Below are 21,061 nucleotides of genomic sequence, written 5' to 3' on the forward strand. Positions count from 1 at the left end.
TGTCTTGGTTTAATAAAGTAGGGGTATTGAAAAATACTGCCCAGAAAGAGCACTACTTATGAAAAACACTATACCTCATGCAGGTTCTGTCTTAAAAAATTACATCGGCGGCGAGTTTGTTAGCAGCGACCAGCTATTTGATAATGTGAATCCTGTTGATGGCACTGTTATTAACCAAGTTGCAGAAGCAAATCAAATCATGGTTGATCAAGCAGTGAACGCTGCACAAGCTGCACTTCATGGCGAATGGGGTAAGTTATCGCTAGAGCAGCGATGTGTGTTATTACACAAAGTGGCTGACGGTATTGACGCTCGGTTTGATGAGTTTGTTGCTGCTGAAATGGCTGATACAGGTAAATCTTTCTTCCAAGCCCGAACTATCGATATTCCCCGCGGCGCGGCAAACTTTAGAGTTTTTGCCGATATGGTGAAATCACAATCTACCGAATGTTTTCATACTGACACCCCCGATGGTAAAGGCGCATTGAATTATGCGGTTAATAAACCGCTGGGCGTGGTTGCGGTTATTGCTCCTTGGAATTTACCATTGTTATTAATGACTTGGAAACTTGCCCCGGCAATGGCGGCTGGCAATGTAATTATTGCTAAGCCTTCAGAAGAAACACCGGCAACCGCGACATTGCTTGCTGAAGTGATGCACGATGCAGGCATACCTAAAGGTGTGTTTAACCTAGTGCATGGCTTTGGCCATAAATCTGCCGGAGAATTTTTAACAACCCATAAAGGTGTGGATGCGGTTACTTTTACCGGTGAGTCAAGTACTGGTTCGGCAATTATGAAAGCTTCAGCCGATGGTGTAAAAGCATTGTCATTTGAACTTGGCGGTAAAAATGCCGGCATAATATTTGATGATTGTGACTTTGATGAAGCGGTTGCCGGTACTGCCCGTTCAGTATTTACCAACGGTGGACAAGTGTGTTTATGTACCGAACGCTTATACGTACAACGGTCTATTTTTGACAAGTTTGTTGCAGCGTTAAAAGTAAAAGCTGAAGCGCTTAATATTGGCTGGCCTCTAGATGAAACTACCGACATGGGGCCGGTGATCTCACATAAACATCGCGATAAAGTTCTTGCCTATTACCAAAGTGCTATTGATGACGGTGCAACTGTAGTGACTGGCGGCGGCGCACCAACATTTGATGATGCTCGCGATAACGGCGCATTTGTACAACCAACAATTCTTACTGGCTTGTCTGAGCAAAGCAAAATTGTAAAAGAGGAAGTGTTTGGCCCAGTCTGCCACATAACCCCATTTGACCAAGAAGAAGAAGCCGTTGCTATGGCTAATGATAGCGACTACGGTCTTGCGGCAACTGTGTGGACCACTAACTTACAACGTGCTCATCGCGTAGCTGGCCAAATGGATGTTGGTATCTGTTGGGTAAATTCTTGGTATTTACGCGATTTAAGAACGCCATTTGGCGGTATGAAGTTATCAGGAGTTGGCCGTGAAGGTGGCGTACATTCTCTGAACTTCTATTCTGAGCCAACCAATATTTGTATCAAGCTTTAGTACTGCTAAGCCTTTGAATATATGTATTACAGTTTACTAAAAATTTAATGAGTCAGGAAATTATTATGACATCAAATGCAACAAAATTAAGCCAAGACGAAAACGTTATTAAAGCAGCGGCGAATATTCGAGCTGCGCATGAATCTGGCCAGCCTTGTGCTCCAGTTCGCGATTTACTAACTGATAAATGCTTAGAGTCTGCTTATGCGGTACAACAAATTAACACTCAGCACTGGCAACAATCAGGCCGTAGAACGGTAGGCGTAAAAGCCGGATTAACCTCGCAAACAGTTCAAAGCCAACTTGGTGTAGATCAACCAGACTTTGGTGTGCTGTATGCCGATATGTTTATTGGTGATGGTGAATCAGTGGCAATCGATGCTGTGCTACAACCAAAAGTTGAAGCCGAAATTGCCCTGGTTTTAAAAAATGATATCGACCTAGTTAACCCTACCGTGGTTGACATCATTAATGCCACTGCATATGCCTTGCCGGCCATTGAAATTGTTGGCAGCCGTATTGCCGATTGGAATATTAATATTGTTGACACTATTGCCGATAACGCCTCTTCAGGTTTATTCGTATTAGGCAGTAAACCTGTTGCATTAACCGATCTAGATCTACGTTTATGCGGCATGGTAATGGAGCGTCGTGGTGAGCAGGTCTCTACTGGTGCCGGACAAGCTTGTTTAGGCAACCCATTAAACGCAGCAGTATGGCTAGCGAAAACGTTTGTTGAAAATGGCACACCATTAAAAGCCGGTGACATTATTCTAACTGGCGCGTTAGGACCTATGGTGCAAGTTGCACCAGGTGATGTTATTGACACTCGTATATCGGGTTTAGGCTCAGTGCGAGTTGCCTTTGCCGCGAACCAAAGCAAGGAAAATACTAATGACTAATTCAAATGCAAAAGTAAAAGTAGCAATTATTGGTTCGGGTAATATTGGTACCGATCTGATGATAAAAATATTACGCACGTCGAAGAATTTGGAAATGGCCGCTATGGTCGGTATTGACCCAGACTCTGATGGTTTAGCCAGAGCAAAACGCTTAGGTGTAGCGACTACGCATGAAGGTATTGATGGCTTAGTTAATTTAGCTGAATTTGCCGAGATTAAAATTGTCTTTGATGCGACATCAGCAAAAGCACATCAACATCATAATAAAGTGTTGCAACAATATAACAAACAAGTGATTGATTTAACCCCGGCAGCGATTGGTCCTTATACAGTGCCGGTAGTAAATATTGATGAAAATATTGCCCAGGGCAATGTGAATATGGTGACGTGCGGCGGCCAAGCTACCATCCCTATGGTGGCGGCGATTAGTCAGCACGCAAAAGTTCATTATGCTGAAATTGTTGCGTCAATATCATCAAAATCTGCAGGTCCTGGCACAAGAGCTAATATTGATGAGTTTACGCAAACCACTTCTCAAGCAATTGAGCAAGTTGGCGGCGCGGCAAAAGGTAAAGCAATCATTATTATGAACCCGGCGGAACCGCCAATGATGATGCGTGACACCGTTTTAGTACTAAGCGAATTGCCTGAAGATGCTGGCACTAGCGAAGCTGAAATTCAAGCCTCGGTTGAACAAATGGTCGCGAAGGTCCAATCCTATGTACCCGGCTATCGATTAAAACAACACGTGCAATTTGAACGTTTTGAGAAAGATGCGCCATTGCATATTCCTGGTTACGGCGACTTTGCTGGTCTTAAATCTTCAGTATTTATAGAAGTAGAAGGCGCTGCCCATTATTTGCCTGCTTATGCTGGCAACTTAGACATCATGACTTCTGCGGCGCAAGGTACAGCCGAGCGCATTGCCGAATGTAAATTCATCAATGCTCAACCAACCAGCGTACCCGCTTAAGGATTTATTATGACTCACTCTACTGCTCATTCTACTGAGAGCGCTGCGGCGAAAAAACTATATATTCAAGATGTGACATTACGTGATGGCATGCATGCTATTCGCCACAACTATTCAATTGACCAGGTACAAGCAATCGCAAAAGCCATAGATAAAGCTGGTGTTGATGCCATTGAAGTGGCACACGGTGATGGTTTAGGTGGCTCTAGCTTTAATTATGGTTTTGGTGCACATACCGACAAAGAATGGATTGAAGCGGTTAATGATGTTATTGAAAACACGAAATTAACCACATTAATATTACCGGGGATTGCGGTAAAAGAAGACCTAAAATGGGCATGGGATAGCGGTGTACGCTCTGTACGTGTAGCTACTCACTGTACCGAAGCTGATGTCTCGAAACAGCATATAGAATATGCTCGAGAGCTTGGCATGGACACCTGCGGTTTCTTAATGATGTCTCATATGAGTGAACCAGCAGCACTGGCTGAACAAGCCAAACTGATGGAATCATATGGCGCACAATGTGTATACATCACTGATTCTGGCGGTGCAATGAATATGGATGACATCGCCGCTAGAGCAAAAGCTTACAAAAAAGTTCTTAAACCTGAAACTGAGCTTGGCATTCATGCCCACCATAATTTATCACTAGGCGTAGCTAACTCAATAGTGGCTGCGCAGAATGGCGTAACCCGAATAGATGCATCACTTGCCGGTATGGGCGCTGGAGCGGGTAATGCCCCTCTTGAAGTGTTTATTGCCGCCGCCGCTCGTCTTGGCTGGGACCACGGTACCGATCTTTATACGTTAATGGATGCAGCCGATGAACTTGTTCGTCCACTGCAAGACAGACCAGTACAAGTTGATCGCGAAACCTTGTCTCTGGGCTATGCCGGTGTGTATTCAAGCTTTTTAAGACACGCTGAACATGCCGCAAAAACATACGGCCTAGATACTCGTGAAATATTAGTAGAGCTTGGCAACCGTAAAATGGTTGGCGGCCAGGAAGATATGATCGTAGATGTCGCGTTAGATTTACTAAAGCTGAAAAAGCAACAAGCAAACATTATTAAGCAGAGAGCATAACCATGACTGATTTAACCTTTGAGCAAAAGATTTCCAGCTTAGCTAAACAAGTGGATGATGCAGCATTTAATGCTACTGCAATTGCCCAGTTATCGGGCCAAGGCCATCAACTTAGCCTTACCGAAGCCTATCAAGTACAAGATAAATCACTGCAACGTCGATTAGATCGTGGTGAGCAGCAAGTTGGCATCAAAATGGGGTTTACCAGCCGCGCGAAAATGATCCAAATGGGTGTTGATGACATGATTTGGGGGCCACTTACTGATGAGATGTTTATTGAAGAGGGCGGTGAAGTGGCAATCAGTAAATTTATTCACGCCAGAGTCGAGCCTGAAATTGCCTTTTTATTAAAGAAACCGCTTAGCGGCAACTTAACCCTGACACAAGTGATGTCTGCGGTAGAAGCTGTTGCACCGGCATTAGAAATTATTGACTCACGATATGACAACTTTAAGTTTTCTTTAGAAGATGTAGTTGCCGATAATTGTTCATCTTCAGGCTTCACTATTGGTGCGTGGCAACAAGCCGGTGGTGATATTTCAAATTTAGGCATGGTGATGGAATTTGATGGCAATGCGGTTGAAATTGGTTCAAGTGCGGCGATTTTAGGTAATCCATATCGTTCATTGGCCGCTGCAGCTCGAGTTGCTGGTGAAGCTGGAAAAGTATTACCTGCAGGCTCTATTGTACTTGCTGGCGCTGCGACCGCAGCACAACCGATTAAGCCGGGCATGCACATTAAATTGCACTGCGAAAAATTAGGCGTTGCAGAATTCACCGTTTCAGCAAATTAGTTCACTGCTAGCAAGCATTAAGGTTCAAATTAAGGTTCAATTTATGACTACTACAAACAAGCCAAATGATAGCCAAGTAATTAAAGGCAAGGCAAAACCTAGAGGGAAATTCCCTCACTTCAAACGTGCTGGCGATTTTATTTATGTGTCAGGTACAAGTTCACGTTTACCCGATAACAGTTTTGTTGGTGTTGATGTCGATGAAATGGGGGCAACCAACTTGTCGATTAAAGCACAAACCAGAGCCGTGATAGATAACATCAGCGACATTTTACAGGCCGCCGGCGCCGACTTATCTAACGTAGTCGAAGTGAGCAGCTATTTAGTTAATATGAATGACTTTGCCGGATATAACCAAGTGTATAGCGAGTATTTTGATGAATCAGGCCCTGCCAGAACAACGGTAGCCGTACATCAATTGCCGCACCCACATTTATTAATAGAAATAAAAGTAGTCGCTTACAAGCCTTTATAAAAACGGCATTTAGCAATGATTAGAAAACGCATTTAGGAGTTTTTGATGAGTAACGAATTAATTGACAGTGTCAGCAGCTTACGTGGTTTTAATTTTCAACAATGGCTGAAAGAGCATGAACACCTGTTAAAGCCACCGGTAAGTAACAAATTGATTTGGGAAGATGCCGATTTAATGGTCACTGTAGTTGGCGGTCCTAATGAACGTTACGACTACCATGTTGACCCGGTAGAAGAGTTTTTTTATCAATTTAAAGGGAATGCCTTTTTACGAGTAATGACTGCTAATGGCCCAGAAGAAGTGCATTTAAAAGAAGGTGACATATTTTTGCTACCTCCCTTTGTACGCCACTCACCACAGCGCCCGGAAGAAGGCAGTTTGTGCTTGGTTATAGAGCCTAAACGACCAGAAGGTGCAAAGGATGCATTTGAATGGTATTGCCAGGAATGTAATCACCTGGTGCACCGTGCAGAACTGATCTTGAAGAATATATCTAAAGATCTACAGCCCGTATTTAAAGCGTTTGCCGCCGATGAGTCATTACGTAAATGTCCTCAATGTAATGCCATACACCCGGCGTAAAAACAAAGATAAAGAGTCATTTTGACTTAAAAGAATAATAGAACGAGAGGAAATATCATGTCAGTAGTAGATATGCACACACATTTTTTACCCAAACAATGGCCAGATTTGGCTGAAAAGTTTGGTGGTGGTGAATGGCCTTCGATGAGACATACCACACCAGGTAAAGCCATGCTTATGCAAGGTAATAAAGATTTTCGTCCAGTATATGAAGCATGTTGGGATCCAAAAGTACGTTTGGCTGAAATGGATAGGGACAATGTTGATATTCAGATAATGAGTGCCACACCAATTTTGTTTTCTTATGCAAAACCAGCTGAGCAAGCGCATGAATGTGCGAAAATATTCAACGATTTAGCGCTTGAAATGTGCAGTGAAGATCATAATCGTTTAAAAGCGTTGGCGCAGGTGCCGTTACAAGATATTGATAGATCTTGTGAAGAAGTAAGCCGTGCTGCTAAAAATGGCCACGTGGGTGTACAAATTGGTAATCATGTCGGCGATAAAAATCTAGACGATGAAGGCTTGGTTACTTTTTTACAACACTGTGCCAGTGAAAATATCTCAGTATTAGTTCACCCTTGGGATATGTTAGGTGGCGATCGTATGCCTAAATACATGTTGCAATGGCTTGTTGCTATGCCGGCAGAAACTCAACTATCTATTTTATCGTTGATTTTATCGGGAGCATTTGAGCGAATTTCGAAAGACTTAAAGCTTTGTTTTGCTCATGGTGGCGGTAGTTTTGCGTTTCAAATTGGTCGTGTAGATAATGCTTGGAAACATCGCGATATTGTTCGCCAAGATTGCCCTAATTTACCTTCTTCTTACTGTGAACGTTTCTATGTAGACTCAGCAGTATTCAGCGATGACTCGTTGCAGTTACTGACAAATGTTATGGGCGATGGCCGAGTGATGCTTGGCTCAGATTCACCATTTCCACTGGGCGAACAACGAGTAGGGACGTTAGTTAGAGAAAATAAACAGCTATCGGCAAGCTCGAAACAAAAGATCCTTGGTGAAAATGCAATGTCATTCTTTAATTTATAAGAAATTGTAGTTATTATCCGAGTTCAGGTAGGTTAGAATCCTTTTGAATTCTACAAGTGTTAGTGAGGCTGTTAGTGAACACGATTAACTTTGCAAATAAAGAAATCACCCCTTCAAAACTGGTGTGTATTGGTCGAAATTATGTCGACCATATTCATGAATTAGGTAATGAAGTACCAGATGATATGGTGGTATTTAATAAACCTAATTCGGCAATATCAGCTGAGTTGCACGCCTTTCATCAAGAGCAATTACATTACGAAGGTGAGCTATGCTTTTTAGTTGAAGCCAGTAAGTTTGTTGCCGTTGGCTTTGGCCTTGACCTGACTAAACGTGGCTTGCAGTCTAAATTAAAAGCGAAAGGTTTACCGTGGGAGCGGGCGAAAGCATTTAATGGAGCTGCGGTTTTAAGTGATTTTGTTGCTATAGATGGTATTGACGATTCGTTATCATTAGAACTTTGTATTAACGGCGAAGTTATTCAAGCTGGCGGCGTTGAATTAATGATGTATAAACCGATGCAAATATTGGAAGAACTATCTTCATTTATTGAGTTAGTTGATGGCGATATTGTGATGACAGGCACACCAAAAGGGGTTGGTCAGATAAATGCCGGAGATGTGTTCTCTGCAAAAGTTTTGCAAGGAGATATAACTTTATTAAGCCAGCAATGGACAGCTAAATAGCGGTTATATCTCAAGTTTAATCCGTTCTTTTATTAGCCACCAATAAACTTAACTTTAAAGCCGTTTTTCTCTAAAACGGTTTTGATAACATCGCGTTTATCTCCCTGAATTTCAATGATTTCGCCTACGACAGTACCGCCGGTGCCACAGGTTTGCTTAAGTTTTTTCGCTAATACTTTTAACGCTTTAGCGTCTAGGCCTAAACCGGTAATAGTTACCACACCTTTGCCTTTACGGCCTTTGGTTTCTCTGCGTACATGAGCAAACCCGTCTGATGGAGTAACGTCCATTTTAGGTTTTTCTTCTTTTACGCGACCGCCATCGGTTGAATAAACTAGGTTAGATAATTGATCTTGTAGTGATGACATAGTGAATTTCCAAAAATAAAGTATTGGTATTATAAACGTTTTTAAAGCGAAAACAGAACTGTTCCCTTCCATGGCAGTTCTAAGTTAATTAGTCCCTGAATTAAAAAAACCAATCGTAAGATTGGTTTTTCATGTTTTAAGCTTGTAATTTGCTGCTTATAGCTTGCCTTCAAGCTCTGGAAGAGCATCGAACAAGTCAGCAACTAGTCCGTAATCAGCAACTTGGAAGATAGGCGCTTCAGGATCTTTGTTGATAGCAACAATAACCTTAGAGTCTTTCATACCAGCTAAATGCTGAATGGCACCAGAAATACCTACAGCAATGTATAAGTCTGGGGCAACGATTTTACCCGTTTGACCAACTTGCATGTCGTTCGCTACGAAACCAGCATCAACAGCGGCACGTGATGCACCAATAGCTGCGCCAAGTTTATCAGCGATACCGTCAAGAAGATGGAAGTTTTCACCGTTTTGCATACCACGACCACCAGAGATAACAACACTTGCTGCACCTAGGTCTGGACGTTCTGAAACTGTAAGTTCAGCACCAACAAAGCTTGAAGTACCGGCAACTGTAGCATTACTTAACGCAACAACTTCAGCAGAACCAGTAGTTTCAACTGCGTCAAAACCAGTAGCACGAACAGTGATAACTTTAGTTGCATCTAAAGATTGTACTGTTGCAATAGCGTTACCTGCGTAGATAGGGCGAACGAATGTGTCTGCACTTTCTACTGCAATGATTTCTGAAATTTGCGCAACATCTAGTAAAGCGGCAACGCGTGGCATAAAGTTTTTACCAGTCGTTGAAGCATTTGCTAAAATGTGACCATAATCGCTCGCTAATTCAGTGATTAACAAACTTACGTTTTCAGCAAGTTGATTTTCATAGGCAGCGTTGTCAGCAACTAATACTTTACTAACACCAGCAACTTTTGCCGCTTCGTCTGCAGCAGCAGAACAGTTAGCACCAGCAACTAGTACGTGAATATCGCCACCAATTGCAGCAGCAGCTGCAACAGTTTTTAATGTGTCAGCCTTAAGGCTTGCATTGTCATGTTCTGCAATTACTAAAATAGACATTAGATCACCTTCGCTTCATTTCTTAATTTTTCTACTAACTCGTCGATTGTTTCAACAATAATACCGGCTTGACGCTCAGCAGGAGGAGTTACCTTAATTAGTGTCGTACGCGGGCTTAAATCGATACCAAAATCAGCAGCTGCTTTAACGTCTAAAGGCTTACGTTTAGCTTTCATGATGTTAGGAAGAGACGCATAACGTGGTTCGTTTAAACGTAAATCAGTAGTCACGATCGCAGGAAGGTTAAGCGCAACAGTTTGTAATCCGCCATCTACTTCACGGGTAACATTAACTTTATCGCCATCAACTTTAACGATTGAAGCAAATGTACCTTGTGGCATACCTGTTAGTGCCCCTAACATTTGACCCGTTTGGTTATTGTCTGAGTCAATTGCTTGCTTACCAAGTAAAACAAGTTGCGGTTGCTCTTCTTCCACAACTTTTTGTAAAAGCTTAGCAACGTTAATTGAATCTAGGTTTTGGTCTGTATCAATTTGAATCGCACGATCAGCACCTAGTGCTAATGCTGTACGTAATTGCTCTTGGCAAGACTTGTCACCAATAGACACAGCAACGATTTCTGTTGCAACACCAGCTTCTTTTAAACGTACAGCTTCTTCAACTGCAATTTCACAGAATGGATTGATTGCCATTTTAACGTTGGTTAAATCAACGTTTGAATTATCAGGCTTAACACGAACTTTGACGTTATAGTCAATTACGCGTTTGATCGGAACAAGTACTTTCATAGATACCTCTGTTATTTACCAAAAGTGGTAGTTAATTCCTGTTGTATTGCATTTATATTAAAATATTTATGGTAAAATTCAAACAACTGTTTTAAATTATTTAAACAAGCGTTTAAATTTTTGTTGGTGGAAGATTACTCATTGCATTACGAAACGTCAATGTTAACTTACATAAAATGTGACTTTCGGCAACATTATTACCTATTTTGCATAGGTTTGATTGTCATTAAATGCTATAAATAGCATATTAGAATTAATAATATTTTCAAGAAACAAATAAAATATAAGGGGAATCGCGTGGAACGTGAATCGATGGAATTTGATGTTGTGATCGTGGGTGCAGGCCCATCAGGTTTATCTACAGCATGTAAATTAATGCAAATGGCACAAGAAAAAGACCAGGAATTAATGGTCTGTGTTGTTGAAAAAGGCTCTGAAGTTGGTGCTCACATTCTTTCAGGTGCAGTACTTGAACCACGTTCAATGAATGAACTTTTTCCCGATTGGAAAGAACGCGGTGCGCCCCTAAACACGCCAGTTAACGGCGATGATATATATTTATTAAACAGCAGCGAAAAAGGCATTAAATTACCTAACTTCTCTGTTCCAAAAACTATGCATAACCATGGTAACTATATTGTTTCTATGGGCAATGTATGTCGTTGGTTAGCCGAGCAAGCAGAAGGCATGGGTGTTGAAATATTCCCGGGTTTCCCAGCACAAGAGGTAATTTATGAAGACGGTAAGGTTGCCGGTATTATCACTGGTGACATGGGCTTAGACGCTGAAGGTAATCAAAAAGATTCATACATGCCTGGCATGGAACTACGTGCTAAGTACACAGTATTTGCTGAAGGTTGTCGTGGTCATTTAGGTAAAGAACTTATCAATAAGTTTGACCTTGATGCGGGTAAACAGCCGCAACACTACGGCATTGGCTTTAAAGAAATTTGGGACATTGACCCTGAACTTCATCAAGAAGGTTTAGTCGTTCATTCTGCCGGCTGGCCTTTAACAGGCGATACCACTGGTGGCGGTTACTTATACCACGCTGAAAACAATCAAGTATTTGTTGGTTTAATTATTGATTTAAATTATTCAAACCCGCATTTAAGCCCGTTTGATGAATTTCAAAAGCTAAAACATCATCCGAAATTTTCACAATACCTTAAAGGCGGTAAGCGGGTATCTTACGGCGCTCGTGCTATTGCAAAAGGTGGTTTTAACTCCTTGCCTAAAATGACTATGCCAGGTGCTGTAATGGTCGGTTGTGATGCTGGTACGATTAACTTTGCCAAAATTAAAGGTAATCACACTGCAATGAAGTCGGGCATGTTAGCTGGCGAAACTATTTTCAATGCTATTGCCGCTGGTGATGAAGGCGGCAATGACTTAACTGCTTTCACTGACAACTTTAAAGCATCTTGGTTATACGATGAGCTCTACAATACTCGTAACTTTGGCGCGGTAATGCATAAGCTAGGCACCTTCTTAGGCGGCGCGTACAATACTGTCGACCAAAACTTCTTCGGTGGTAAATTACCATTCAACTTTAGCGATAACAGCTATGATCATGAATCATTAAAACTTGCTTCAGAATGCCCAGTTATAAACTACGCTAAACCTGATGGTGTACTCAGCTTTGATAAATTAAGCTCGGTATTTTTATCAAACACTAACCACGAAGAAGAACAGCCTTGTCACTTAAAATTAGCTGACATGTCTATTCCTATTTCAGTTAACTTAGCGAAATATGCAGAGCCGGCACAACTGTATTGTCCAGCTGGCGTATACGAAGTGGAAGAGGATGAAGCAGGGGACAAGAAGTTTGTGATCAACTCACAAAACTGTATTCACTGTAAAACCTGTGACATTAAAGACCCAAGCCAAAACATTACCTGGGTTACACCTGAAGGTACTGGTGGACCGAATTACCCGAATATGTAAATTTAAACATATTTAATAACAAAAGCGCCGCCGGCGCTTTTTTTGTTTTAATACTTTAGAAACGAGAAACGAGAAACGAGAAACGGTTGGTCCTAATTTATTAGGACGCTATCGAAGACATAAGCTGTTAACTATTATCACGCTCAAATTGACTAATCGACTTTTCTAAGTGCTTATCAATAAACAATAATGATAATGGCCTAAGAACAATGAAATAACCTACCAGAACAAACACCAAAGGTATCAAAAAGTACCAAGATTGAACATTTGCTAACATAAAAAATGGTGGTATTAAAATCGCCATTTTCAAAAGGTTTAACACAAACTTAGCTAAAGGTGACAACTTAGATGTCGCTAAACTAATAATTTCTTGGCGACTGCGAAAATCAAATTGTTGCAGTTGTGGAAATTGATTTGAAGAAAAATAGAATTTCATGATCTATCGTCTAAAATAAATGAGGTTGCCATTGTAACAAAGACAAAACTTGTCGCAAACTAATTAAAAAGGATGAGAAAACAAAATTTTGAGTACCTTATTAATTTGATCTTTGTTAGAATTGCGCCAATTTTTTAAACAGGTTAATAAAAATGAATGTAATTGAAGGCTCATTTGTAGCGTCGGGCAAAAAATTTGCCATTGTTGTTTCACGTTTTAACAGCTTTGTAGTAGAAAGCTTATTAGAAGGTGCCGTTGACGCACTTAAACGTCACGGTAATGTTGCGGATGCAGATATTACTATTGTTCGTGTTCCTGGAGCATATGAATTACCTGTTGCAGCAAAACGCATTGCGGCTAAAGGCGGATATGACGCAGTTATTGCTATTGGTGCAGTAATTCGTGGTGGTACACCACATTTTGATTTTGTTGCCGGTGAATGTAACAAAGGTTTAGCGCAAGTTGCTATGGAATTTGATATCCCAGTTGCATTTGGTGTTATTACTGTAGATTCAATTGAACAAGCGATCGAACGTTCAGGTACCAAAGCGGGTAACAAAGGCGCAGAAGCTGCCCTAAGTGCCTTAGAAATGGTAAACGTTTTAGATCAACTATAGGCGGAAAGCTTAGTGAAACCAACTCCTAGAAGAAAAGCCCGTGAAATTGCCGTACAAGCAATTTATTCATGGCAATTAACTCAAAACGATATTAGTGAAGTAGAAGCAAATTTTATTGCTGACAACGCTAAACGTCGTTTTGATGCTGAATATTTTTCACAACTGTTACGTGGTGTTGCCACAAATGTTGGTGAAATTGATGACGCCATTCGACCACTTGTAGATCGTCCTCTTGAAGAAGTCGATCACGTTGAAAAGGCTATTCTACGAGTTGGTATTTTCGAACTCCGTGATTGTAAAGAAGTTCCATATAAAGTCGTAATCAATGAAGCTATTGAGCTTGCAAAAGCATTTGCAGCAGACGACAGCCATAAATTTGTTAATGGCGTACTTGATAAAGTCGTAAAAACATTTCGCCCGGAAGAATAGTAGTTAACTCATTCAAACTTATGAAAGAATTTGAACTTATTAAGGAGTTCTTTACTGCTCAGCCTGTGAGCCGTAAAGACGTTGCAATTGGAATAGGTGACGACTGTGCACTTATTCGCGCGAACGATAACAAGCTTATCGCGGTTACCACCGACACTTTAGTTGCCGGTGTTCACTTCCCTCTAGATACTCCTGCTCGGGCCATTGGCCATAAAGCAGTCGCGGTAAATTTAAGCGACATAGCTGCTATGGGAGCCGAGCCTGCTTGGATCTCAGTTGCCATTACCTTGCCTGAGGTTGATGAAGAATGGTTGCGTGAATTTACCGCCGGCATGTTTGAGTTAACAGAATACTTTAATGTGCAACTCATTGGCGGCGATACTACGCAAGGCCCTTTGAGCATTACCATTACCGCGCAAGGTTTAGTTCCAGAAGATAAAGCACTGTGTCGAAATGGAGCGCAAAATGGCGACTACTTGTTTGTGACAGGTAATTTCGGTGATGCAGGTTTAGCGTTGGCCGCAATTAACGGTCAAATAAACTTAAATGACAGTGACTTTGCCAAGGTAAAAGCCAAGCTCGATTATCCACAACCACAAGTATTGGTTGGACAAATGATCCGTGAGTTTGCCACTTCTGCTATCGATGTATCTGATGGGTTATTAGCTGATTTAAGCCATATTTGCCGTGCATCTACATTAGGAATATCAATTAATGTTGAAGATATCCCGTTATCAAAAGCACTCACAGATAACTTAGAGCCTGAAGATGCCATTAATATGGCATTAACTTCAGGCGATGATTATCAATTAATATTCTCAGTACCCGCTACTAATAAAGTTGGCATTGAAACCGCAATGGCTCATGCAAATGTTGAGTTTAACTGTATCGGCCAATTAAATACCTCAGAAGAAATTAGCCTTAACTACAAAAAGAAACCGTTTACGGTGAAAAAAGTAGGTTTTGAACATTTCTCAATGAATGCATAAAATACTTAACGCCAATCATCAGACGAGCATACCATGACCAAAAAAAGTGCCAGTGAATTATTTAATATAAAAAACCCAGTGCACTTTTTAGCCTTAGGCTTTGGCAGTGGTTTAAGCCCTAAAGCTCCAGGCACTATGGGCACACTGGCCGCTATACCTCTATACCTTTTATGTTCACAACTTTCATTAAACGCATTTATTGCAATAACAATCTTTATCTCAATTATCGGTATTTGGATATGTGACAAAGCATCAAAAGATGCAGGTGTACACGATCATGGCGCTATTGTATGGGATGAAATAGCAGGCTTTTTCATTACCATGATTGCTGTTCCTGCCACCTGGCAATCAATTATTGTCGGTTTTATATTCTTTCGTATTCTTGATATTGCCAAGCCTTGGCCTATATCCATTGCAGACAAAAAAGTAGGCGGTGGCTTCGGTATCATGCTTGACGACATTATCGCTGGTATTTTAGCCTGCGTACTCATGCACTCGGTTTTTTAAAAGCCAGAGTCGTACAGCGAACGCCGTAATTAGCCTATCCATTATTGTCTTGAAAGCACAACCTGCAACATCGTGACTATGTCGTTAGTTACTAACGCTCAATAATACTAAAGAAGATCTCGACTTTCGTCGTGAGGACGTTGTGAATTTTCCTGATAAAAAAAACGTCATCGCGCTCATGGGAGTAGGAGATAGAGTAACGCAGGGAGCGGCTATTGAGTAGTTATTGTTGAGCATGGTTGCCAGAGACCCTGTCAAAAAAAAGGCAATAAAAAACGGAAGACAAGCTTCCGTTTAAAATAAACTATTAGTCGTTCAGATCCCGTATCAAATACGGGACGCCAAGGCGATTGTCAGCTTAATGCTTTTCAGAAATACCTTCGTGAGTACCTGTAACAGACATTTCTTCTTCGAACTTTTCTTCTAAGTCTTGCGGGTGTGAATCTTCTGCGCCATGCATCCAATCGACTAGTTTGTCACTTAACAGCCATAACATTATACCAGCCAAAAATGCCATAATTGCAACACCAGAAAAGGCTTGTAATGGACCAGTTTCACCAACCATTTGACCAACCCATGCAGCTAAGTAGTTACCAACACCTGAGAAGAAGAACCACATACCCATTAATAATGAAGTATATTTTAGAGGTGCTAGCTTAGTTACCATTGAAAGACCGATTGGCGATAAACATAACTCACCCATAGTATGGAATAAATAAGCTAATACTAACCAAATAACGTGTGCTTTAGCACCGTCAACATCACCAATTTGTAATGCAGCCATTACCATTGAGATAAAACCAAGGCCTAAGAAAAACATACCCATGGCAAATTTCTTCGGCGAATTTGGTTCGGCAGCGCCCATTTTTAACCACATAGCTGCAAATATTGGCGCTAATATAATTACAAAAATAGGGTTTACTGTTTGTAACCATGATGCTGGCATTTCCCAACCAAAAAATACTAAATCAGTTTTATATTTAGCAAAAAGGTTCATTGAACCTGCAGCTTGCTCGAAACCTAACCAGAAAATAATGGTGAAAAACGACATAATTAAGATAACTTTAACACGGTCACGCTCTTCTGACGTTAGTGGCGCATTTGATGCAGCAGTTTTACCTGTAGTTTGTTTAGCAGATGGTTCAACACCAACATTACCTAAGTACTTACTCGAAAGAGCGAGTTGTAATAGTACACCAACAAGCATACCAACACCGGCAACTAGGAAACCATATTGGTAATTAACTTTCTCACCGATAGTACCAACAACTAAGTAACCTAAGATAGAACCTAAGTTGATACCCATGTAGAAGATAGTAAACGCGGCATCACGACGCTTATCGCCTTCTTCATATAAATCACCAACCATAGTAGAGATGTTTGGCTTGAAGAAACCGTTACCAACAATAAGGAATACAAGACCTATCCATAAAAAAGGCACTTCCATACCAGAAATAAAGCTGTGCGGCGTACCTAGGAAAAATTGACCTACCATCATTAATAAGCCACCAACAATGATTGACTTACGTTGGCCCCAAACATTATCGGCCATCCAACCACCTAGTACAGGGGTCACATAAACGAAGAATGCATAGATACCTAAAATACCAAGTGCTTTAGATTGAATTGCTGTGTTGAAAAGCTTTTCGGCATCAGCCGCCGTTGGGTCGATACCAAAGTAGGCCATATCCCAGCCAAAACTGCCGGCAAACGCTACCAAGTAAAGTACAAAAATACCACGCATACCGTAGTAACTCATACGTTCCCACATTTCGGTACCAAAAAGTAAGAACAAACCTTTCGGGTGACCAAACATACTGCCCGCATTAGGCCCCATATTCGAATTAGACATTTAACTTCCTATATAACTTCTTATAATTTTAAAAACACAATGGTTATACCTACCGGAAAAAGTAAATGCAAGAGAAGTTAGTCAAACTGTAACAATTCGTATAAAGTTTTCTGTAAACATTTAAATGTATATTTGTACAATTAATGAAATTTTTAGTAATGAAATGATTTAAAATTATAAGTTTATTGAAAATTGCTTACACAAAAATTACAAATTAATATCTATTTCCTCTTTAATGTTGAGTTGAAATTATCTATAATTCCGCCCAATTAATGCTGTTTACTTAAATTTATGTATATTCAGCAAAAATATAAATCCCTGCTATTATTTATTCGACCTTAAAAAATGAATGTAGATTTAATTTTAAAGTTTTAGTAAATTAAAATAATAATAAATGGATTTATTTAAAATCCAGTGGAGCAGATTTATCTTTGGTATCAGTTACAGCTTAAATGTGAGAATGAAAACTAGTGTTTGATTTCTCAGTATTAATATATCCAGCTTGTACAGCCTTTCTTTTTGCTTTTGTAGCAATCAAAGTTATCAAACCTTTAGCTCTAGAATTCGGTTTAGTTGACACCCCAACAGCAAGAAAATTACACAACGGTAATGTTCCTCTTATTGGCGGTATATCAATTTTTTTAGCTGTTTTAGTTGCAACAACTATTTGGTTACCTAATACTCAAGAACTTCGCTTGTACCTTATTGCATCCGCTATGATGGTATTTATTGGTGCAGTAGATGATAAATACGATTTAAGCGTAGGTGTTCGCTTAGTTGGCCAGCTAATAATCGCCAGTTTAATGATTTACGGTGTTGGTGCATATATCCACGATTTGGGTAATGTATTCGCGTTAGGTGAAATTGATTTAGGTTGGCTGGGCATTCCGTTCACTTACTTTGCCATAATTGTTGCAATTAATGCTTTTAATATGATTGACGGCATAGATGGCCTTGTCGGTTCTTTAAGCATTAATACCTTTGCAGGCATTTCTGTTCTCTTTATCTACCAAGGGCATGAAGGTTATATTAGTTATGCTCTTATTCTTGCCACTGCTATTTTTCCCTATTTATTATTTAACCTAGGCATTCCTGAAGGCAAGAGCAGAAAAATATTTATGGGTGACGCGGGCTCTATGTTTATTGGTTTAAGCGTAGTTTGGTTGTTGTCAGAAGGATCACAAGGAGAGCTTCGCTCATTTAATGCTGTTACCGCATTATACTTAACGGCTATCCCGTTAATGGATATGTTGGCTATTGTTATTCGTCGCGTTAAAAAAGGTGTTTCACCGCTTAAGCCCGACCGAGATCATATCCACCACATACTATTACGCTTGGGGTATAATCAACGTCAAACTTTAATAATTATATCTTTTATCGCCGCTATTTTGAGCGCTGTTGGTATACTAGGTGAAATTTATTTAGTCCCAGAAAGCTTAATGTTTGCGCTGTTTTTAGCCATATTTGCTATTTATCATGGTGTGTTTAGAAGTACCAAAGCGTTAAATTACTTTATCAAAGTACCCAAATAATATTTCTTTATGTAAAACATTCTGTTAAGAATACTTTAGGATGGAAGATTTTTGCATTCTCATATACAATAAAGTATTACTCAAATAATCCAAAACTATTATTTTTAATTAAAATTATAAAAACATGAAAACTTTTTTTGCTGCACTTTTTCCTGCAAGTTTCTGTTTGCTAACAGCTTGTGTTTCACCTCCACCTGAAGTTACTGCGCAAGTACCATTAATTTCTAAATCAACATTAAGTTACTCTTCAGCTGAGGTATTACCTGAAGATTTATGGGCAAGTTTAAATAATGCTTATCAGGGCAACTCAATAAATTCTGATTACGGTTCAATAAATGTTGAGAATACTTATGTTTCAGCAATGGGACATTGGTGTATTGCTTTCAGCTTAGTTAAAAATGATGGCAATAAAACATTAAATCCACAAAGCAAGTATTACGGACAGGATCGCAGAGCGTGTAAAAGTGATAGTACTTGGTTTTTTATATCGCCACTGATGACCGATTATAATGGAGTGGTAAATGACTAATTTATTACTCAACACAATACCGTCTTATAGCATCTTAGGTTTTTCTGGCGAACGCCGCTATCTTGCATTATTGCCATTCTCGCGTATGCGGGAATCCATAACTTCGAAAATTAATGAAGAGGCCAAATAATGAAACCAACATTTAAAATCATTATTACAGTTCTTCTAACAATGTTATCACTTGCACCGTCGGCAAATGCAGCGCTGCCTAAGTCGGCCAAAATGGATGCGGCTAATCAAGCATTAGCTGGCAGCATGACCCCGAACCAAGCTTTAACACAACTTGATAGCACAGCAGCAATGACTCCAGATGTTACTGCTTTGAGTCAAGGTGAGTACACTCAAGTATATCGCTCTGGTACTATGCTGCCTGGTGAATACCCAATAGAGCAATTATTACCTACGGTAGAAGCCGGGTTACCAGCACCATATGGTGCGAATATTTTTGCTGGTGGTTATGAAACCGAACGAGTTGAAGGAACAAATGATGATTATTTAATTGCTCCAGGTGATAAAATCTCTATCTGGTTATGGGGCGCTATCAACTTTGCCGATGTTACTACCGTAGATAATCAAGGCAATATTTTCATTCCTGAGATCGGCCCGATACAAGTTCAAAACGTACCGGCAAGCAAAATAAATCAATTAGTAACTACGAAGCTAAGATCTATTTATAAGCAAAGTGTGCAGATTTACGTTAATTTATTAACCGCAACACCTGTCAGTGTGTATATTTCGGGACCTGTTATACGGCCTGGACAATATGCGGGAATGGCTTCTGATTCCGTTTTATATTTTCTTAAACGCGCAGGTGGTATTGATGCTGAACGTGGCAGCTATCGAAAAATACAAGTCATACGTGATGGTAAAAACTTAGTTACAATTGATCTTTATGACTTTATTCGTAAAGGTTATATGCCAAATGTTAATTTTAAAGATAAAGATGTCATTCTAGTCGAACCTCAAGGGGCAACGGTAGTTGTTACCACTGGTGCTAAAAATCCATTTAGATTTGAGTTTCTAGAGAATCAAGCTCAGGGTTCTGAACTTACCAGTTATGCTAAACCTTTAACTAAAATTTCTCATGTAGGTGTAGTTGGGACTCGTAAACAAGGTCCATTTTCGATTTACCAGCCTATAGATGAATTTAAAAGTTTCTCTTTAATGGATGGCGATAAATTGTTTTTTAATGATGACTGGGACGCACAAGTTTTGGATGTAAAACTTGAAGGTAGTTTTATTGGCCCTTCTTATTTTACGGCGAAAAAACCTACCAAATTATATGATTTGTTAAACCATGTGCAAGTCGATCCTGAACTCGCTGATTTCAACTCAATTTACATTCGCCGTGAAAGCGTTGCTTTAAAACAAAAAGAAATGATTGATCAATCATTAGACCGTTTAGAACGAAATGTGTATACCAACCCAACTATTTCTTCTGGTGAAGCTGCTATTCAAGTACAAGAAGCGTCGTTAATATCTGGCTTTGTTGCAAGAGCAAAACAAATAATGCCTTTAGGTAAAGTGATTGTCTCTGATAAAGGCGAAATAGCAAACATAAACCTAGAGCAAGGCGATGTAGTTGTTATCCCAGAAAAAACTGATTTAATACACATTGGCGGTGAAGTCTTAATGCCACAATCCGTTGTGTTTAATTCAAAGGCTACAATAACTGATTATATCGCTTGGACCGGTGGTTATACTGAACGAGCTAATTTTGAACGTCTATTAATTGTGCATGCTAATGGAATGATTTCTTTTCATGATGAAGATTCAGATAGCTGGATGTCAGAAAGCAATGCTCCTGCAATATTACAGCCAGGAGACCAAATACTGGTTTTGCCTAGAGTCGTGGCAAAATCAATGGAAACAGTGAAAGATCTAACTCAAATTATCTATCAAATTGCAGTTGCCGCAGATGTGGTTGCTAATTAA

The 21,061-nt window shown here is 40.1% G+C and carries 23 protein-coding genes; 18 read left to right on the plus strand and 5 right to left on the minus strand.

All coding sequences use genetic code 11. The features are described 5' to 3' along the window. Window positions 1-58: 58 nt before the first annotated feature. From RI844_RS19335 to RI844_RS19375, 9 genes are all read left to right on the plus strand, one after another. Window positions 59-1,537: a 2-hydroxymuconic semialdehyde dehydrogenase gene (locus tag RI844_RS19335; protein ID WP_348396276.1), complete on the plus strand. Its 1,479-nt coding sequence runs from the start codon at window positions 59-61 to the stop codon at window positions 1,535-1,537. Between the two features lie 65 nt (window positions 1,538-1,602). Then, entirely contained in the window at window positions 1,603-2,439 is an 837-nt protein-coding gene (mhpD, locus tag RI844_RS19340; protein ID WP_348396277.1) for a 2-keto-4-pentenoate hydratase, read from the plus strand. Next, window positions 2,432-3,412, plus strand: coding sequence for an acetaldehyde dehydrogenase (acetylating) (locus tag RI844_RS19345; protein ID WP_348396278.1), 981 nt, complete (start codon window positions 2,432-2,434; stop codon window positions 3,410-3,412). Before mhpD ends, RI844_RS19345 begins: the two co-directional genes overlap by 8 nt. A 9-nt stretch (window positions 3,413-3,421) precedes the next feature. Beyond that, window positions 3,422-4,501 (plus strand): 4-hydroxy-2-oxovalerate aldolase, encoded by a 1,080-nt coding sequence (dmpG, locus tag RI844_RS19350; protein WP_348396279.1) that lies wholly within the window; start codon window positions 3,422-3,424, stop codon window positions 4,499-4,501. Between the two features lie 2 nt (window positions 4,502-4,503). Beyond that, complete coding sequence (locus RI844_RS19355) at window positions 4,504-5,295, plus strand: 2-keto-4-pentenoate hydratase (protein WP_348396280.1); 792 nt, start codon at window positions 4,504-4,506, stop codon at window positions 5,293-5,295. Between the two features lie 43 nt (window positions 5,296-5,338). Continuing rightward, window positions 5,339-5,770, plus strand: a complete 432-nt coding sequence (locus RI844_RS19360; protein WP_348396281.1) for a RidA family protein — start codon at window positions 5,339-5,341, stop codon at window positions 5,768-5,770. 45 nt (window positions 5,771-5,815) lie between these two features. Further along, on the plus strand, window positions 5,816-6,352 hold the full coding sequence (locus tag RI844_RS19365; protein WP_348396282.1) for a 3-hydroxyanthranilate 3,4-dioxygenase: 537 nt from the start codon (window positions 5,816-5,818) through the stop codon (window positions 6,350-6,352). Window positions 6,353-6,409: 57 nt separating this feature from the next. Further along, window positions 6,410-7,402 (plus strand): amidohydrolase family protein, encoded by a 993-nt coding sequence (locus RI844_RS19370; protein ID WP_348396283.1) that lies wholly within the window; start codon window positions 6,410-6,412, stop codon window positions 7,400-7,402. 74 nt (window positions 7,403-7,476) lie between these two features. Beyond that, entirely contained in the window at window positions 7,477-8,088 is a 612-nt protein-coding gene (locus tag RI844_RS19375; RefSeq protein ID WP_348396284.1) for a fumarylacetoacetate hydrolase family protein, read from the plus strand. A gap of 32 nt (window positions 8,089-8,120) precedes the next feature. Here the strand turns inward: RI844_RS19375 and RI844_RS19380 are convergent, their stop codons facing one another. The 3 genes from RI844_RS19380 to RI844_RS19390 form a co-directional block, all read right to left on the minus strand. Beyond that, window positions 8,121-8,456, minus strand: coding sequence for an SUI1 family translation initiation factor (locus tag RI844_RS19380; protein WP_348396285.1), 336 nt, complete (start codon window positions 8,454-8,456; stop codon window positions 8,121-8,123). A 156-nt stretch (window positions 8,457-8,612) separates the two neighbouring features. Beyond that, complete coding sequence (locus RI844_RS19385) at window positions 8,613-9,539, minus strand: electron transfer flavoprotein subunit alpha/FixB family protein (RefSeq protein WP_348396286.1); 927 nt, start codon at window positions 9,537-9,539, stop codon at window positions 8,613-8,615. Continuing rightward, window positions 9,539-10,288 (minus strand): electron transfer flavoprotein subunit beta/FixA family protein, encoded by a 750-nt coding sequence (locus RI844_RS19390; RefSeq protein ID WP_348396287.1) that lies wholly within the window; start codon window positions 10,286-10,288, stop codon window positions 9,539-9,541. The genes RI844_RS19385 and RI844_RS19390 overlap by 1 nt, the downstream gene beginning before the upstream one ends. Before the next feature lie 297 nt (window positions 10,289-10,585). Between RI844_RS19390 and RI844_RS19395 the strand changes: the two genes are divergently transcribed. Next, the gene (locus RI844_RS19395; RefSeq protein ID WP_405054430.1) at window positions 10,586-12,235 is read left to right on the plus strand and encodes an electron transfer flavoprotein-ubiquinone oxidoreductase; all 1,650 of its coding nucleotides are present in this window, start codon (window positions 10,586-10,588) and stop codon (window positions 12,233-12,235) included. Window positions 12,236-12,362: 127 nt separating this feature from the next. Here RI844_RS19395 and RI844_RS19400 read toward each other — a convergent pair whose 3' ends face one another. Then, a complete protein-coding gene (locus tag RI844_RS19400) occupies window positions 12,363-12,671 on the minus strand; it encodes a DUF6170 family protein (protein ID WP_348396288.1) in 309 nt (102 codons plus the stop codon). A gap of 152 nt (window positions 12,672-12,823) precedes the next feature. Here RI844_RS19400 and ribH point away from each other — a divergent pair, with 152 nt between their 5' ends. The 4 genes from ribH to RI844_RS19420 are packed head-to-tail and all read left to right on the plus strand — an operon-like array spanning window position 12,824 to window position 15,213. Then, a complete protein-coding gene (gene ribH / locus RI844_RS19405; protein ID WP_348390456.1) occupies window positions 12,824-13,288 on the plus strand; it encodes a 6,7-dimethyl-8-ribityllumazine synthase in 465 nt (154 codons plus the stop codon). Between the two features lie 12 nt (window positions 13,289-13,300). Beyond that, entirely contained in the window at window positions 13,301-13,717 is a 417-nt protein-coding gene (gene nusB, locus RI844_RS19410; RefSeq protein ID WP_348396289.1) for a transcription antitermination factor NusB, read from the plus strand. A gap of 20 nt (window positions 13,718-13,737) precedes the next feature. Further along, the gene (thiL, locus tag RI844_RS19415) at window positions 13,738-14,706 is read left to right on the plus strand and encodes a thiamine-phosphate kinase (protein WP_348396290.1); all 969 of its coding nucleotides are present in this window, start codon (window positions 13,738-13,740) and stop codon (window positions 14,704-14,706) included. 33 nt (window positions 14,707-14,739) lie between these two features. Beyond that, the gene (locus tag RI844_RS19420) at window positions 14,740-15,213 is read left to right on the plus strand and encodes a phosphatidylglycerophosphatase A family protein (protein WP_348396291.1); all 474 of its coding nucleotides are present in this window, start codon (window positions 14,740-14,742) and stop codon (window positions 15,211-15,213) included. Window positions 15,214-15,571: 358 nt separating this feature from the next. Here the strand turns inward: RI844_RS19420 and RI844_RS19425 are convergent, their stop codons facing one another. Beyond that, window positions 15,572-17,065: a peptide MFS transporter gene (locus tag RI844_RS19425; RefSeq protein WP_348396292.1), complete on the minus strand. Its 1,494-nt coding sequence runs from the start codon at window positions 17,063-17,065 to the stop codon at window positions 15,572-15,574. A gap of 470 nt (window positions 17,066-17,535) precedes the next feature. Here RI844_RS19425 and wecA point away from each other — a divergent pair, with 470 nt between their 5' ends. The 4 genes from wecA (at window position 17,536) to RI844_RS19445 (ending at window position 21,061) form a co-directional block, all read left to right on the plus strand. Beyond that, window positions 17,536-18,597, plus strand: coding sequence for a UDP-N-acetylglucosamine--undecaprenyl-phosphate N-acetylglucosaminephosphotransferase (gene wecA / locus RI844_RS19430; RefSeq protein ID WP_348396293.1), 1,062 nt, complete (start codon window positions 17,536-17,538; stop codon window positions 18,595-18,597). A gap of 124 nt (window positions 18,598-18,721) precedes the next feature. Next, entirely contained in the window at window positions 18,722-19,126 is a 405-nt protein-coding gene (locus RI844_RS19435) for a hypothetical protein (protein ID WP_348396294.1), read from the plus strand. Then, window positions 19,119-19,256 (plus strand): hypothetical protein, encoded by a 138-nt coding sequence (locus RI844_RS19440; RefSeq protein ID WP_348396295.1) that lies wholly within the window; start codon window positions 19,119-19,121, stop codon window positions 19,254-19,256. Before RI844_RS19435 ends, RI844_RS19440 begins: the two co-directional genes overlap by 8 nt. Then, window positions 19,256-21,061: a polysaccharide biosynthesis/export family protein gene (locus RI844_RS19445; protein WP_348396296.1), complete on the plus strand. Its 1,806-nt coding sequence runs from the start codon at window positions 19,256-19,258 to the stop codon at window positions 21,059-21,061. The genes RI844_RS19440 and RI844_RS19445 overlap by 1 nt, the downstream gene beginning before the upstream one ends.

This window comes from Thalassotalea fonticola (assembly GCF_032911225.1).
Classification (GTDB): Bacteria; Pseudomonadota; Gammaproteobacteria; order Enterobacterales; family Alteromonadaceae; genus Thalassotalea_A; species Thalassotalea_A fonticola.

What these genes read in the sequence shown, in the direction of transcription:
- RI844_RS19345 (WP_348396278.1), top strand. Translation starts at nt 2,432, where the DNA reads ATGACTAATTCAAATGCAAAAGTAAAAGTAGCAATTATTGGTTCGGGT.
- RI844_RS19385 (WP_348396286.1), bottom strand. Translation starts at nt 9,539, where the DNA reads ATGTCTATTTTAGTAATTGCAGAACATGACAATGCAAGCCTTAAGGCT.
- RI844_RS19370 (WP_348396283.1), top strand. Translation starts at nt 6,410, where the DNA reads ATGTCAGTAGTAGATATGCACACACATTTTTTACCCAAACAATGGCCA.
- RI844_RS19335 (WP_348396276.1), top strand. Translation starts at nt 59, where the DNA reads ATGAAAAACACTATACCTCATGCAGGTTCTGTCTTAAAAAATTACATC.
- dmpG (WP_348396279.1), top strand. Translation starts at nt 3,422, where the DNA reads ATGACTCACTCTACTGCTCATTCTACTGAGAGCGCTGCGGCGAAAAAA.
- ribH (WP_348390456.1), top strand. Translation starts at nt 12,824, where the DNA reads ATGAATGTAATTGAAGGCTCATTTGTAGCGTCGGGCAAAAAATTTGCC.
- mhpD (WP_348396277.1), top strand. Translation starts at nt 1,603, where the DNA reads ATGACATCAAATGCAACAAAATTAAGCCAAGACGAAAACGTTATTAAA.
- RI844_RS19380 (WP_348396285.1), bottom strand. Translation starts at nt 8,456, where the DNA reads ATGTCATCACTACAAGATCAATTATCTAACCTAGTTTATTCAACCGAT.
- RI844_RS19360 (WP_348396281.1), top strand. Translation starts at nt 5,339, where the DNA reads ATGACTACTACAAACAAGCCAAATGATAGCCAAGTAATTAAAGGCAAG.
- RI844_RS19425 (WP_348396292.1), bottom strand. Translation starts at nt 17,065, where the DNA reads ATGTCTAATTCGAATATGGGGCCTAATGCGGGCAGTATGTTTGGTCAC.
- RI844_RS19435 (WP_348396294.1), top strand. Translation starts at nt 18,722, where the DNA reads ATGAAAACTTTTTTTGCTGCACTTTTTCCTGCAAGTTTCTGTTTGCTA.
- RI844_RS19400 (WP_348396288.1), bottom strand. Translation starts at nt 12,671, where the DNA reads ATGAAATTCTATTTTTCTTCAAATCAATTTCCACAACTGCAACAATTT.
- RI844_RS19420 (WP_348396291.1), top strand. Translation starts at nt 14,740, where the DNA reads ATGACCAAAAAAAGTGCCAGTGAATTATTTAATATAAAAAACCCAGTG.
- RI844_RS19445 (WP_348396296.1), top strand. Translation starts at nt 19,256, where the DNA reads ATGAAACCAACATTTAAAATCATTATTACAGTTCTTCTAACAATGTTA.
- thiL (WP_348396290.1), top strand. Translation starts at nt 13,738, where the DNA reads ATGAAAGAATTTGAACTTATTAAGGAGTTCTTTACTGCTCAGCCTGTG.
- RI844_RS19440 (WP_348396295.1), top strand. Translation starts at nt 19,119, where the DNA reads ATGACTAATTTATTACTCAACACAATACCGTCTTATAGCATCTTAGGT.
- RI844_RS19355 (WP_348396280.1), top strand. Translation starts at nt 4,504, where the DNA reads ATGACTGATTTAACCTTTGAGCAAAAGATTTCCAGCTTAGCTAAACAA.
- RI844_RS19365 (WP_348396282.1), top strand. Translation starts at nt 5,816, where the DNA reads ATGAGTAACGAATTAATTGACAGTGTCAGCAGCTTACGTGGTTTTAAT.
- RI844_RS19390 (WP_348396287.1), bottom strand. Translation starts at nt 10,288, where the DNA reads ATGAAAGTACTTGTTCCGATCAAACGCGTAATTGACTATAACGTCAAA.